This is a genomic window from Pseudomonas sp. Pso3, assembly GCF_055393275.1.
In genome coordinates this window covers 4,869,867-4,883,610 of sequence record NZ_AP043687.1, presented here as the reverse complement: position 1 = coordinate 4,883,610, position 13,744 = coordinate 4,869,867, and the positions used below count along the sequence as shown (strand labels likewise).

Annotated in this window: 14 protein-coding genes; 10 read left to right on the top strand and 4 right to left on the bottom strand. The window is 67.1% G+C overall.

Features of this window, described 5'->3' with window-relative positions; all coding sequences use genetic code 11:
• Positions 1 to 74: 74 nt before the first annotated feature.
• Entirely contained in the window at positions 75 to 593 is a 519-nt protein-coding gene (locus ACZ5R1_RS22955) for an Hcp family type VI secretion system effector (RefSeq protein ID WP_017639168.1), read from the bottom strand.
• Between the two features lie 340 nt (positions 594 to 933).
• Between ACZ5R1_RS22955 and hexR the strand changes: the two genes are divergently transcribed.
• Both hexR and ACZ5R1_RS22945 read left to right on the top strand, forming a co-directional pair.
• Entirely contained in the window at positions 934 to 1,803 is an 870-nt protein-coding gene (gene hexR, locus ACZ5R1_RS22950) for a transcriptional regulator HexR (RefSeq protein WP_288472114.1), read from the top strand.
• Between the two features lie 74 nt (positions 1,804 to 1,877).
• Positions 1,878 to 2,099: a PA3496 family putative envelope integrity protein gene (locus ACZ5R1_RS22945; protein WP_074583361.1), complete on the top strand. Its 222-nt coding sequence runs from the start codon at positions 1,878 to 1,880 to the stop codon at positions 2,097 to 2,099.
• Here ACZ5R1_RS22945 and ACZ5R1_RS22940 read toward each other — a convergent pair.
• Positions 2,029 to 3,003, bottom strand: a complete 975-nt coding sequence (locus ACZ5R1_RS22940; RefSeq protein ID WP_042135432.1) for a LysR family transcriptional regulator — start codon at positions 3,001 to 3,003, stop codon at positions 2,029 to 2,031. The two genes, ACZ5R1_RS22945 and ACZ5R1_RS22940, sit on opposite strands and share 71 nt — an antisense overlap.
• Positions 3,004 to 3,141: 138 nt before the next feature.
• On the opposite strand from ACZ5R1_RS22940, the gene ACZ5R1_RS22935 reads away from it, so the two are divergent.
• Positions 3,142 to 4,557 (top strand): acetyl-CoA carboxylase biotin carboxylase subunit, encoded by a 1,416-nt coding sequence (locus ACZ5R1_RS22935; RefSeq protein WP_027600492.1) that lies wholly within the window; start codon positions 3,142 to 3,144, stop codon positions 4,555 to 4,557.
• 13 nt (positions 4,558 to 4,570) lie between these two features.
• Positions 4,571 to 6,376, top strand: a complete 1,806-nt coding sequence (gene oadA / locus ACZ5R1_RS22930) for a sodium-extruding oxaloacetate decarboxylase subunit alpha (protein ID WP_027598703.1) — start codon at positions 4,571 to 4,573, stop codon at positions 6,374 to 6,376.
• A gap of 56 nt (positions 6,377 to 6,432) precedes the next feature.
• Here oadA and ACZ5R1_RS22925 read toward each other — a convergent pair whose 3' ends face one another.
• Entirely contained in the window at positions 6,433 to 7,299 is an 867-nt protein-coding gene (locus ACZ5R1_RS22925; RefSeq protein WP_181084726.1) for an SDR family NAD(P)-dependent oxidoreductase, read from the bottom strand.
• 12 nt (positions 7,300 to 7,311) lie between these two features.
• A complete protein-coding gene (locus ACZ5R1_RS22920; protein WP_288472106.1) occupies positions 7,312 to 8,700 on the bottom strand; it encodes a flavin-containing monooxygenase in 1,389 nt (462 codons plus the stop codon).
• Positions 8,701 to 8,871: 171 nt separating this feature from the next.
• Here ACZ5R1_RS22920 and ACZ5R1_RS22915 point away from each other — a divergent pair, with 171 nt between their 5' ends.
• The 6 genes from ACZ5R1_RS22915 to ACZ5R1_RS22890 all read left to right on the top strand — a co-directional run bounded on the left by ACZ5R1_RS22915 (position 8,872) and on the right by ACZ5R1_RS22890 (position 13,744).
• The gene (locus ACZ5R1_RS22915; protein ID WP_288472103.1) at positions 8,872 to 9,921 is read left to right on the top strand and encodes an AraC family transcriptional regulator; all 1,050 of its coding nucleotides are present in this window, start codon (positions 8,872 to 8,874) and stop codon (positions 9,919 to 9,921) included.
• Positions 9,922 to 10,066: 145 nt separating this feature from the next.
• Positions 10,067 to 10,198 (top strand): hypothetical protein, encoded by a 132-nt coding sequence (locus tag ACZ5R1_RS22910; RefSeq protein WP_255211807.1) that lies wholly within the window; start codon positions 10,067 to 10,069, stop codon positions 10,196 to 10,198.
• Between the two features lie 195 nt (positions 10,199 to 10,393).
• Positions 10,394 to 11,287: a metal ABC transporter substrate-binding protein gene (locus ACZ5R1_RS22905; protein ID WP_027598700.1), complete on the top strand. Its 894-nt coding sequence runs from the start codon at positions 10,394 to 10,396 to the stop codon at positions 11,285 to 11,287.
• Complete coding sequence (locus tag ACZ5R1_RS22900; RefSeq protein ID WP_288472100.1) at positions 11,284 to 12,045, top strand: metal ABC transporter ATP-binding protein; 762 nt, start codon at positions 11,284 to 11,286, stop codon at positions 12,043 to 12,045. Before ACZ5R1_RS22905 ends, ACZ5R1_RS22900 begins: the two co-directional genes overlap by 4 nt.
• A complete protein-coding gene (locus ACZ5R1_RS22895; RefSeq protein ID WP_145154304.1) occupies positions 12,045 to 12,899 on the top strand; it encodes a metal ABC transporter permease in 855 nt (284 codons plus the stop codon). Before ACZ5R1_RS22900 ends, ACZ5R1_RS22895 begins: the two co-directional genes overlap by 1 nt.
• Positions 12,899 to 13,744: a metal ABC transporter permease gene (locus tag ACZ5R1_RS22890; RefSeq protein WP_377709119.1), complete on the top strand. Its 846-nt coding sequence runs from the start codon at positions 12,899 to 12,901 to the stop codon at positions 13,742 to 13,744. Before ACZ5R1_RS22895 ends, ACZ5R1_RS22890 begins: the two co-directional genes overlap by 1 nt.

The window sequence follows — 13,744 nt, the reverse complement described above, 5'->3', positions numbered from 1 at the left end:
GGCGGGTGGCGCAGGGCAGCGGACCCCCGGCCAGCAGGGCTGGCGGGGGCAGAGTAATGCTTGCAGTCGGCGCCTCAGGCGGCGATCGGCGAGCGCCAGTCGTCGGAACCGGAGGTGCCGGAGACCTCGTGGGTCCAGACGATCTTGCGGTAGGTGAAGTAGACGTCTTCCAGGTGGGTGAAGTGCGCCATGCTCGGGTCCTGGCAGTTGGGCATGCGGGACTGGACGTCGACGATGATGGCGTCCTCCAGTTCGATGGTGAAGTAGTGCTCCTGGGTGCCGGTGGCCGAGGTGCGGTACCACTCCAGGCGGCACTTGCCGAGGCGTTCGCCGGAGGTGAGGGCGTTGAAGATCAGCGGCGAGGCCTTGTCGAACACCTTGGTGATCATCAGCGGCTTGTGCACGCGCTGGCCGGTGGGCTGACCCGACTGGGGATCGCGGGGAATGATCACCTGATGGTTGAAGGCCTGGACCAGGATCTGGTCTTCGTGACCTTCCTGGAAGATGTTGCCGACCGAGTCTTCGGTAAAGGTGCCGGCGGTGATCAGGCCTTGCTTGGTGCCTTCGAGGGACAGGTACGCGGGGGTTGGCATGGTGCTCTCCTTGCCTGGTGATGGGCCTTCATGGCCCGGATACCAGGAGCTAACAAGGGCTATGCCAGAACCGAAAATTCCTTTCTGATCAGTGGGTTGCAAAAGCACTACAAGGGCGGGCTAGGGCAACTGTGCGCCACCGCTCGGGAATCTGTGCAAGGCCTTGCGCAGAGCGGTTCAAAAGCTGCTCGGGCTCAGGTAGTCGGTCGTGCGGATGACTACCAAGTGCCGATACGGGCGCGAAAAAGACCGTGCTGAATCGTAATGACCAAGAGCCTTGGCGACCGTTATGTAGTATAAGTACGACGCACTACATCCGCCCGCTAGACGAGATACGCCTGTGAACCTCATGCAACACATTGCTCAATCCCGCCACCTGCTGCGCAAGTCGGAGCTCAAGGTCGCCGAGCAGGTCATGGTGGATCCGGCTGCCGTCATGCACAGCTCCATGGCCGACCTCGCCCACAACGTCGGCGTCAGCGAGCCCACCATCGTGCGTTTCTGCCGCGCCATCGGCTGCGACGGCTTCCAGGATCTCAAGCTGCGCCTGGCCCAGAGCCTGGCGGCGGGGGCCAGTTTCGGCCAGTTCGCCATCCACGAGAACGATGCGGTGGAAGACTTCAGTCTGAAGATCTTCGACACCACCCTTCATACCCTCATGGACGTGCGCGAGCGCCTGGACATGCGTGCGCTGGAAACGGCGATCGAGGCGATCGCCAAGGCCCAGCGGGTGATGTTCTACGGCTTCGGTGCCTCGGGTTCGGTGGCCAACGACGCCCAGCACAAGTTCTTTCGCCTGCAGCTCAGCGCCACCGCCTATTCCGATCCGCACATGCAGGCGATGTCGGCAGCGACCCTGACGGCCTCCGATGCGGCCATCTGCATCTCCCAGTCGGGCCGCTCCAAGGACCTGCTGATCACCGCCAACCTGGTGCGCGACAACGGCGCGGCCCTGATCACCATCTGCCCGGGGCAGACGCCGCTGGCCGATCTGTCGACGGTCAACATCGCCATCGACGTGCACGAAGACACCGATATCTATGTGCCCCTGACCTCGCGGATCGCCCACCTGGTGGTGATCGATGTGCTGGCCATGGGCGTGGCCATGTCCCGCGGTCCGGCCCTGGTCGAGCACCTCAAGGGCGTGAAGCGCAGCTTGCGCAGCCTGCGGTTGTCATCGAAATCGACCAAGCACAACGACACCCAATAGTCGTCTTTTTGTCGCCAAATCGTCACCTGTTAGGGTGAAGCTGCCCATTCCGATCCCAGCCCGGAGGAATTGGCATGACCGCTCTCATCCAGGAATCCAGCGTTCGTCTCGACAGCAAGACCCGCAGAAAGCTACAGGATCAACGGCGAATGAAATTCCGCCGCGCCATCGAAGCCCGTGCCGAAGAACAGCGACTCGCCGTGGAACTCGATGAATTGCTGTTTCTCAATCAGCTGCTTGACGAGCGCCAGGCCCAGCGCCGACAGCAGGCTCCAGGGCAATACCTAACGCATTGATCAGGCTGCGCTGGCTGCGCAGGTAGTCGACGAAGGCCTGAGCCACCGGCGACAGCGGCTTGCCGCGTACCTGCACCACGCACCAGGAGCGGCGCAGCGGCAAGTCGGCGACGTCCAGCTCGACCAGGCTGCCGGCGGCGAGATCACTGCGAATGGCCTGGCGCGGCAGCAGCGCCAGGCCGAGTCCGGCGCGGACCGCCTCGCGCTGCGCCTCGAAGGCGCCGATCTCCAGCTGTTCGGCGAAGTGCGCGCGCTTCTGCTTGAGATAGTCCTCGCAAGCCTGGCGCGTGCCGGAGCCGACCTCGCGCACCAGCAACGGATAGGCGGTCAGATCGCGCAGGCTCAGGCCATGGCGACCGGCCAGGGCATGGCCCGGGCGCGCCACGGCGACGATGGCGTTGTCCAGCAAGGGCAGGAAATCCAGGTCCGAGCCACTGGGCACCCCGGACATCAGCGCCACGTCCTCGCGATTCTCCGTCAGCCGACGCAGCACCCGGGCATGGTTGCCCACGGTCAGCGCCAGATCGACCTGGGGATGGCTGCTGCGGAACTGGCTGAACAGGTGCGGCGCCAGGTACTGGGCGCTGCTCTCCACCCCCAGTCGCAGCTGGCCGTGCAGGGCGCCGCGCAGATCTGACAGCTGCATGTCCAGGCTGCCCAGCCGGGCGAAGAGATCGCGCCCGGTCTGGCGCAGGGCCTCGCCGGCTTCGGTGAGGTAGAGGGTGCGATTGACGTAGTTGAACAGCGGGGCGCCCACCACCTCTTCGAGCTGACGGACCTGCAGGCTCACCGCCGGCTGGGTCAGCGCCATGATGTCGGCCGCGCGGCTGTAGGAGCGGGCCTCGCACACGGCCTCGAATACCTGCAATTGGCGAAAGGTAAGCCGCATCAGGGGCTTGCGCATGGGCATCTCAGAGATCCATAAGGGATGACTTATGGAGTATCCAACAATTATTTATTTTCCATAAGAGAGACCCTGGCGTAGCTTCAGGTCACCGGCAATAACAAGCGGCTGCAGGCTGCAGCAGATAAGGAGCCAGGTGTGATCAAGAAGATACTTATCGCCAATCGGGGCGAGATCGCCGTGCGCATCGTGCGTGCCTGTGCCGAGATGGGCATTCGCTCGGTGGCGGTTTACTCCGATGCGGATCGCCAAGCGCTCCACGTGAAACGTGCCGACGAAGCCCATGGCATCGGCAGCGATCCGCTGGAGGGTTATCTCAACCCGCGCAAACTGGTTAACCTGGCCGTGGAGACCGGTTGCGACGCCCTGCATCCCGGCTATGGCTTCCTTTCCGAAAACGCCGAGCTGGCGGAAATCTGCGCCCAGCGCGGGATCCGCTTCATCGGGCCGTCCGCCGAGGTCATCCGCCGCATGGGTGACAAGACCGAGGCCCGGCGCAGCATGATCGCCGCCGGCGTGCCCTGCACCCCGGGCACCGAGGGCAACGTGGCGGACGTCGCCGAGGCCCTGCGCGAAGGCGATCGCCTCGGGTATCCGGTGATGCTCAAGGCCACCTCCGGCGGCGGCGGTCGCGGTATCCGCCGCTGCAACTCCCGCGAGGAACTGGAGCAGGCCTATCCGCGGGTGATCTCCGAGGCGACCAAGGCCTTCGGCTCGGCCGAGGTGTTTCTCGAGAAGTGCATCGTCAATCCCAAGCACATCGAGGCGCAGATCCTCGCCGACAGCCACGGCAACACCGTGCATCTGTTCGAGCGCGACTGCTCCATCCAGCGGCGCAACCAGAAGCTGATCGAGATCGCGCCCAGCCCCCAGTTGACCCCCGAGCAGCGCGCCTACATCGGCGATCTGGCGGTGCGCGCGGCCAAGGCGGTGGGTTACGAGAACGCCGGCACCGTGGAATTCCTGCTCGCCGAGGGCGAGGTGTATTTCATGGAGATGAATACCCGGGTGCAGGTGGAGCACACCATCACCGAGGAAATCACCGGCATCGACATCGTTCGCGAGCAGATCCGCATCGCCTCGGGCCTGCCGCTGTCCTTTGCCCAGGAAGACGTCCAGCACCGCGGCTTCGCCCTGCAGTTCCGCATCAATGCCGAGGACCCGAAGAACAACTTCCTGCCGAGCTTCGGCAAGATCACCCGCTACTACGCGCCGGGCGGACCGGGGGTGCGCACCGACACCGCCATCTACACCGGCTACGTGATCCCGCCGTACTACGACTCCATGTGCCTCAAGCTGATCGTCTGGGCGCTGACCTGGGAAGAGGCCATGGATCGTGGCCTGCGCGCCCTGGACGACATGCGCGTGCAGGGGGTGAAGACCACCGCGCCCTATTACGGGGCCATCCTGCGCGATCCCGAATTCCGCAGCGGGCGCTTCAACACCAGCTTCGTGGAAAGCCATCCGGAGCTGACCCAGTACTCGATCAAGCGCAACCCGACGCACCTGGCCATCGCCATCGCCGCCGCCATCGCCGCCCACGCCGGTCTGTAAGGACGACAGAACAATGAAAAGCATCCAGATCACCGACACCATCCTGCGCGACGCCCACCAATCGCTGCTGGCGACCCGCATGCGCACCGAAGACATGCTGCCGATCTGCGCCAAGCTCGACCAGGTCGGCTACTGGTCGCTGGAAGTCTGGGGCGGCGCCACCTTCGACGCCTGCGTGCGCTTCCTCAAGGAAGACCCCTGGGAGCGTCTGCGCCAGCTGCGCAAGGCGCTGCCCAATACCCGGCTGCAGATGCTCCTGCGCGGCCAGAATCTGCTCGGCTACCGGCACTACAGCGATGACGTGGTGGAGGCCTTCGTCGAGCGCGCCGCCGCCAATGGCACCGACGTCTTCCGCATCTTCGATGCCATGAACGATGTGCGTAACCTGGAAACCGCCATCCGCGCGGTCAAGGCCAGCGGCAAGCATGCTCAGGGCACCCTCTGCTACACCACCAGCCCGGTGCACACCGTCGCGGCCTTCGTCGACCAGGCGCGGCGCATGGCCGACCTGGGCGTGGACTCCATCGCCATCAAGGACATGGCCGGCCTGCTGACGCCCTATGCCACCGGCGAGCTGGTCAAGGCGCTGAAGGAGGCCCTGACCCTGGACGTGGTGGTGCACTCCCACGACACCGCCGGGGTGGCCGCCATGTGCCAGCTCAAGGCGGTGGAGAATGGCGCCGATCGCATCGACACGGCGATCTCCAGCATGGCCTGGGGCACCAGCCACCCGGGGACCGAATCCATGGTCGCGGCCCTGCGCGACACGCCCTACGACACCGGCCTGGACCTGGAGCTGCTGCAGGAGATCGGCCTGTATTTCCATGCGGTGCGCAAGAAGTACCACCAGTTCGAGAGCGAATTCACCGGGGTCGACACCCGGGTACAGGTCAACCAGGTGCCGGGCGGCATGATCTCCAACCTGGCCAACCAGTTGCGCGAGCAGGGCGCCCTCAATCGCATGAACGAGGTGCTGGAAGAGATCCCGCGGGTACGCAAGGACCTGGGCTATCCGCCCCTGGTGACCCCGACCTCGCAGATCGTCGGCACCCAGGCGTTCTTCAACGTGCTGGCCGGCGAGCGCTACAAGACCATCACCAACGAGGTGAAGCTTTATCTGCAGGGCCGCTATGGCAAGGCGCCGGGCGCCATCTGCGAGCAGCTGCGCAAGCAGGCCATCGGCCAGGAGGAGGTCATCGAGGTGCGGCCGGCCGATCTGCTCAGTCCCGAGCTGACCCGGCTGCGCGCCGAGATCGGTGACCTGGCCAAGAGCGAAGAAGACGTGATGACCTTTGCCATGTTCCCCGACATTGGCCGCAAGTTCCTCGAGGAACGCGCCGCCGGGACCCTGGTGCCGGAAGCCCTGCTGCCCATGCCGTCGGCCGATGGCGTGGCCGCGGTGGGCGGCCAGGGCGTGCCGACTGCCTTCAGCGTCGACGTGCACGGCGAGACCTACCAGGTGGACATCACCGGCATCGGCCTCAAGAGCGAGGGCAAGCGGCACTTCTACCTGTCCATCGACGGGGTGCCGGAAGAGGTGGTGTTCGAGGCCAGTGGTGACTTCGTCGCCGAGGGCGGTCAGCGGCGGCGCCAGGCGGAGCGTCCGGGCGACGTCAGCACCACCATGCCGGGCAACATCGTCGAGGTGCTGGTCAAGGAGGGTGACCAGGTCAGGGCCGGGCAGGGCGTGCTGGTCACCGAAGCCATGAAGATGGAAACCGAGATCCAGGCGCCCATCGCCGGCACCGTCACCGCGGTGCGGGTGGCCAAGGGCGACCGGGTCAATCCGGGCGAGGTGTTGATCGAAATCGAAGGCTGAGATCACTTCGATTTCCCTTGGGGCCTGCGGGCCCCTTTTTTGTTTCCGAAAGAAGGCTAGTCGGGTCGGTCGTCCGGGCGCAGGCGCCAGGTGCCTTCGTGGTGTTCGGCCAGGCCGCGCTGCTCCAGGTCGCTGAGATAGCGGCGCAGGCCGCGTTCGCCACGACGCTGAAAGAACGGCAATAGGCGCGGCAGCAGGTTGGGCACCAGCATTGCCAGCCGGCTCAGCCAGAGTTCGCCGGCGCGCGGCGCGCTTTCCAGGCGCGGTCGATCCAGCACCCGCACCAGCAGCCGCGCCACCGTCTCGGGTGACTGGGGCGGATCCATGAATTGCAGGGCATTGCCGCCGGCGATGGCCTCATGGCGCAGCATCGGGGTGTCGGTGGCCGACGGCAGGACGCAGCAGACGCGGATGCCCTGGGGCGCGAGATCCTGCGCCAGGGCGAGCATGGCGCCGCGCAGGCCGAACTTGCTGGCGCAATAGATGGGGCTCTCCGGGGTGGGAAAGATGCCTGCCAGGGAGACGGTGGTGACCAGCCGGGCATTGGTCGAGCGCCGGAGCAGGGGAATGGCCAGCCGCGCGAGCAGCAGGGGCGCCAGCAGGTTGATGTCGAGCTCCTGGCGAATGCTGGCCGGAGAGCGTTCGGTGAGGGGGCCGACGCGGACGATGGCGGCGTTGTTGACCAGGGCATCGAGGCGACCGCAGCGCTGCTGGACGAAGTCGATCAGGGCGGCGAGCTGGTCTTCGTTGCAGAGATCGGCGGCGTAGGTCAGGGTGGTTTCGCCCAGCTCGGCGCGCAGGGCGGCCAGGCCTCTGGCGTCGCGATCCACCAGGACCAGCTGGACCGGTCGGCGGCTGAGTTGCCGCGCCAGGCATTGACCGATGCCGCCGGCGGCACCGGTGATCAGGATGACGTCGCTCATCGGCAGGCTCGCTCAGGACGGGGTGGGCAGGCTGGCCGGAAGCGGCTCGGGCGCCTGGCGCAGGGGATCGAAATAACCCGGGGTCAGGTCGCTCCAGCCCAGCCGGCGACGCAGCTGGCGCAGGTAGTTCTGCAGGGCGTGCACCTCCAGGTAGACGGCGTGGCGGGGCGAGTCGACGAAGCGGATGCCGCCGGAGAGATCCGGGTCGTCCTGCTGGATCAGCGCCTGGAATTCGCGGGCCTGGTCCGGGCGCTGGAGCTGGTCGGCCAGGTGGCAGGCGATCAGGTGGGCTTCCTGATCGAACAGCTTGTAGGCGCTGGAGTTGGTCTCCAGATAGCCGATGCCGAACAGGTTGCGGTGCTCGCGACTGAAGATGGACAGGTAGAGCTGCGGCCGGCCGTGCTGCCAGCTGAAGTAGTCAGCGGCGTAGCGGCAACTCCAGCGATAGCCGGTGGCATAGAGGACCAGGTCGAGACCTTCCCGGCTGCCATCGCGAAACACCACCTGGTCGCCCTCGAAGTGCGAGACGTCCGGCCGTGCCTGGATGTTGCCGTGCTGCAGATGGTGCAGCAGCTGGCTGTTGAGCAGCGGATGGCTTTCGAACAGGCGATGGTCCGGCTTCGGCAGGCCGAAGCGGGTCAGGTCGCCTTGCAGCAGGCGCAGCAGACCCTGGAACAGCGGCCGTTCCAGCCACAGCGGCAGGCGCGGACCGCGTTCGCCGAAGACGTCCGCCGGCACGCCGAAGAGGTGCTTGGGGATGAAGTGATAGCCGCGCCTCAGGCTGATGAAGGCGCGCTCGGCGTTGGCGGCGGCGTCGCAGGCGATGTCGGCCCCGGAATTGCCGGCGCCGACGATGAGCACCCGCTTGCCCTGGAATTCCGCCGCACGCCGGTAGCTGACCGCGTGGCGGATCTCGCCGCTGAAGTGCCCCGGGATCTCCGGCAGGTTGGGGTCCCAGTTGCAGCCGGTGGCGCAGATCAGCGCCCGATAACGGCGGCGTTCACCGCTGTCGAGGGTGACGATCCAGCGGCCATCCGTATCCTTGTCGACCCGTTCGACGGCGGTGTTAAAGCGGGCCTGGGCGTAGAGGCCGAAGGTGCGGGCGAAGGCGCGCAGGTAGTCGAGGATCTGGCGATTGCCGGGATAGTCGGGAAAGGCGCGGGGCATCGGATAGTCGAGAAAGCCCGAGAGGTCTCGCGACGAGATGAAGTGGGCGGATTCGTACATGGGCGTGCCGGGGTTATCCAGGTCCCAGACGCCGCCAAAGTCGCTGTGGCGCTCGAATTGCTCGTAGTCCAGGCCGCGGCGCTTGAGGGCGCGGGCCATGCACAGGCCGCCGGGGCCGCCGCCGACGATGCAGATGCGCTCGCCGCAGTCCTGGTAGGAGAGGTCGTCGTTCATGCAGGTCTCCACGCGTGGGTGTCGAGGCAACCTTAGCGGCGGGTCGATGGGCCACGGCAGGGTGGCGGCGGCCAGGGAAGGGGGCCGAAACGGACAGCCGTTGCCGAGGGATTTTCGCCCGGTCGCCACTGGGTTAACGTCCAGCCAGGTTCTCGCCCGAGGAGCGTCGTCATGCCGGACCCCGTCGATCCGCGCTTTTCCCGTGCCTCGGCGCCGCCCCAGGTGTCGCGGCTGCTGCTGCGGGTGGCGGCCGAACGCCACGTCGACGTGGAGCGACTCTGCCGCGGCCTCGGCTTCACGGCGGCCGACGTGCAGCGGCCGGGCTTTCGCCTGTCGCACCGGCAGGGCTATCTGCTGGTCAGGCGTTGCCTGGCGCAACTGGGCGACGACGGCCTGGGCCTGGCGGTCGGCGCCCGGCAGACCAGCGTCTCGCTCGGCCTGGTCGGCCTCGGCATGCAGGCCTGCGCCACCCTGGGCGCGGCCCTGGAGCTGGGGTTGCACTATCAGCGGCAGGCCGGTGCCATGCTCGACTATGGCCTGGAGCAGGGGGCGGCGGCGGTGCGGCTGGTGCTGACGCCACGCTTCCACGAGCCGGCGGTGACCGCCTTCTACATGGAAGAGGGGCTGGCCAGCGTGCTAGGCGTCGCCCGGCATCTCGCCGGGACACGGTTGCCGCCGCGGGCGCTGAGCCTGGACTATCCCGCTCCACCGCATGGCGAGCGCTATGCGGCCTTGTTCGAGTGCCCGGTGCGTTTCGCCGCGTCAGCGACCGCCATCGAATTCGATCCCGACTGGCTGGACCTGCCGCTCGCCACCCGCGACGACGCCGTGGCCGCCGAGGTGACCGAATTGCTGGGCACGGCGGCTGGCTACGATCCGCTGCGAACGGATCTGGTCGAGGGCCTGCAGCGCGAGATCCGCAAGCGGCTGGATGCGCCGCCGACCCTGGCGCAACTGGCCGCGCCGCTCAATCTCAGCGAACGGACCCTGCGGCGCCGGCTCGAAGCGGCGGGTACCCACTATCAGGCGCTGGTCGACGAAGCGCGTCGTGATCGCGCCCTGACGCTGCTCGGCCGGGCCGACCTGGCGCTGGCCGAGGTGGCCTTTCAGACCGGCTTTGGCGATCTGCGCAATTTCCGCCGGGCTTTCCGGCGCTGGACCGGCCTGGCGCCGCAGGAAGCCCGTCGCCGTCTGAGGACGCGGGTGGAGGAGGGTGACTAGGCATCGCTCCCGGCTCGTCCGGTCGCTCTAGCCCGAGAGGTTTAGGGCGCCTCTATTTATCCGATTGATAAAAAGCACTAACACCTCTCGATAGGGTCTGCTATTTAATATAGCCAAGGCTATAACGATCCCGGGAGGATTCGCGATGCTGAAAGAACTCAAGAAACGCGCCCTGCGCGGTCTGCTGGACAAGCTGCTCGACGGTCACGCCGAACGGCGTCCGTTGGAGACCCAGCCCGAGCGCTCGCGCGGCATGACGGCCCACGCCGCGCACTGATCCCTGCCAATCAGGCCGGTCTCGCCGGCCTCTGCAGCCCTCATCAGCGCCTCCGCCCTGTCCTGAGCGAGGCGCCTTGCCCTGTTCGTCCCTGTCCCTTATCCCTCTCATCCCAGGTTACAAAGTCTTCCTGCACCTCTGATAGGTTGTGCTATCTAATTTAGCCAAGGCTATAACCACCGAGAGGCGGGCCGGATGCTGGAGAAGACGAGACGCTGGACCCTGGCGGGTCTGCTGGGATTGCTGCTGGGCAACGTCGCTCAGGCGGCGGAGCCGTTCAAGGTGGTCACCACCTTCACGGTGATCGCCGACATGGCGCGTAATGTGGCGGGCGACGCCGCGCGGGTGGAATCCATCACCAAGCCCGGTGCCGAGATCCACAACTACCAGCCCACTCCGGGCGATCTGCTGAAGACGCGCGATGCGCAGCTGGTGCTGTGGAACGGCCTCAATCTGGAGCTCTGGTTCGAGCGCTTCTTCAGCCGCATGAAGGACGTGCCCAGTGCGGTGGTTTCCCAGGGCGTCGCGCCCATCGCCATCGCCCAGGGTCCCTATGCCGGCAAGCCCAATCCCCATGCCTGGATGTCACCCCAGGCAGCGCTGATCTACGTCGACAACATCCGCGATGCCCTGGTGCAGCACGACCCGGCCCAGGCCGAGACCTATCGTCGCAACGCCGAAGCCTACAAGGCGCGCATCACCGCCACCCTCGAACCCCTGCGCCAGCAGCTGCAGGCGATTCCCGAACAGCGGCGCTGGCTGGTGTCCAGCGAGGGCGCCTTCAGCTACCTGGCGCGCGACCTGGGGCTCAGGGAGCTCTATCTCTGGCCGATCAACGCCGACGCCCAGGGCACGCCGCAGCAGGTCCGCCGGGTGATCGAGACGGTGCGCGCCGAGCGGATTCCGGCGGTGTTCAGCGAAAGCACGGTTTCCGCCGCACCGGCCGAGCAGGTGGCACGGGAGAGCGGCGCTCGCTACGGCGGGGTGCTCTATGTCGACTCCCTGAGCGCCGCCGACGGACCGGTGCCCACCTATCTCGATCTGCTGCGGGTCACCACCGAAACCCTGGTGAAGGGGCTGGCGCCATGATCGCGCTCGAGGGGGTCAGCGTGACCTATCGCAATGGCCATACCGCCCTGCGCGACGCCAGTCTGGTGGTACCCGGCGGCTCCATCACCGCCCTGGTGGGCGTCAATGGCAGCGGCAAGTCGACGCTGTTCAAGGCGATCATGGGCTTCGTGCCGGTCCGTTCCGGCCAGGTAAGGGTCGATGACCTGCCGGTGGCCCGGGCGCTCAAGCGCAACCTCGTCGCCTACGTCCCCCAGAGCGAAGACGTGGACTGGGACTTTCCGGTGCGGGTGGAGGACGTGGTGCTCATGGGCCGCTATGGGCGGATGAATTTCCTGCGCCTGGCCCGCGCCGCCGATCACCAGGCAGTGGACGCCGCCCTGGCCCGGGTGGGGCTGACCGCGTTGCGCAAGCGGCAGATCGGCGAACTCTCCGGTGGCCAGAAGAAGCGCGTCTTTCTCGCCCGCGCCCTGGCCCAGGACAGCCGGGTGATCCTCCTGGACGAACCCTTCACCGGGGTGGACGCCACCTCCGAACGGGCCATCATCGAATTGCTCCAGGCGCTGCGCGCCGAAGGTCGCTCCATGCTGGTGTCGACCCACGACCTGGCCAGCATCGAACGCTTCTGCGACCGCACCGTGTTGCTCGATCGCACCGTGCTGGCCCAGGGGCCGACGGCCGAGGTCTTCACCCGGGAGAACCTGGAACGCACCTTTGGCGGCGCCCTGCGGCTGTTCGACGGGCTGCAAGCGGAGCCGCGGTGGCGGGAGCGTGCCTGATGGAAGGGCTGCTGGAACCCCTGGCCTACGGCTACATGAGAAATGCCCTGGGCGCGGCGGCGCTGGTGGGTGGGCTGTGCGCCTTTCTTTCCGCCTACCTGATGCTCAAGGGCTGGTCGCTGATCGGCGATGCCCTGTCCCATGCCGTGGTGCCCGGCGTGGCCGGCGCCTATCTGCTGGGGCTGCCGCTGGCCCTGGGCGCCTTTCTCGCCGGCGGCGCGGCGGCTGGCGCCATGCTCGGGCTGCGGCACTACACCCGGCTCAAGGAAGACGTCATCATCGGCCTGATCTTCAGCGCCTTCTTTGGCGGCGGGCTGTTCCTGGTCTCGCTGGCGCCGGTGGCGGTGGACATCCAGACCATCGTCTTCGGCAACATCCTGGCCATCACCCCCGAGGCAAGTCGCCAGTTGCTGACTATCGCCGCCATTTCCCTGCTGGTGCTGCTGCTCAAGTGGCGCGACCTGCTGCTGGTGTTTTTCGATGAGGGCCAGGCGCGCGCCTGCGGTCTCAATCCCACCCTGTACCGGCTGCTGTTCTTTACCCTGCTGGCGCTGAGCACCGTGGCGGCGATGCAGACGGTGGGCGCCTTCCTGGTCATCGCCCTGGTGGTAACGCCGGGGGCGACGGCCTATCTGCTCAGCGATCGCTTCTCGCGGGTGGTGCTGATCAGCGTGGCCATCGGCGTTGGCAGCGGGCTGTTGGGCACCTATCTCAGCTATTTCCTCGACGGCGCCACCGGGGGCTGCGTGGTGGTCTTGCAGACCCTGATCTTTCTGCTGGCCTTCGTCCTGGCGCCGCGGCACGGCCTGCTGGCCAACCGGCGCCGCGCGCGGCAGACGGCAGAGGCGGGCTGATGGACTGGCTGCTGCTGACCCTGGAAGTCGATTTCCTGCGCCAGGCATTGCTGATGGCCGTGCTGGTGGCGGTGCCCACGGCGCTGCTGTCCTGTTTCCTGGTGCTCAAGGGCTGGGCGCTGCTGGGCGATGCCATCGCCCACGCGGTCTTTCCCGGCCTGGTGCTGGCCTCGGCGCTGGGCGCGCCGCTGGTGGCGGGCGCCTTCGTCGCGGGGCTGGGTTGCGCCCTGGCCACCGGCTATCTCAAGCGCCACAGCCGGGTAAAGCAGGACACCCTGATGGGCGTGGTCTTTTCCGGCATGTTCGGCCTGGGCCTGGTGCTGCACGCCAGGCTGCCCACCGAGCTGCACCTGGACCACATCCTGCTCGGCGACCTGCTGGGGGTGTCCCCGGCGGCCTTCTGGCAGATGGCGGTGATCGCCGGCCTGGTGGTGCTGGCGCTGGCCTGTCGCTGGCGCGACCTGCTGGTGCTGGCCTTCGACGCGGCCCAGGCCCGGGCCCTGGGTCTGCGGGTAGGGCTGCTGCACTACGGCCTGCTCGGTCTGATCGCCCTGACCGTGGTCGGCGCCCTGCAGGCGGTGGGCATGGTGCCGGTGGTGGCCTTGCTGATCGCCCCCGGTGCCACGGCCTTTCTGCTGACCCGTTCCTTTGGCTGGATGCTGCTGCTGGCCACCACCCTGGCCGTGACGGCGGCCCTGGGCGGGGTGCTGCTGAGCCTGGTGTGGGACAGCGCCCCGGCGCCGACCCTGGTCGTGCTGCTGACGGCCGGTTTCCTGCTGGCCCTGGCATGGCGCCTGTGGCGGGATCGACGTCGTTCGGGCGACAGGGGCGTTCAGGTGGCCTGA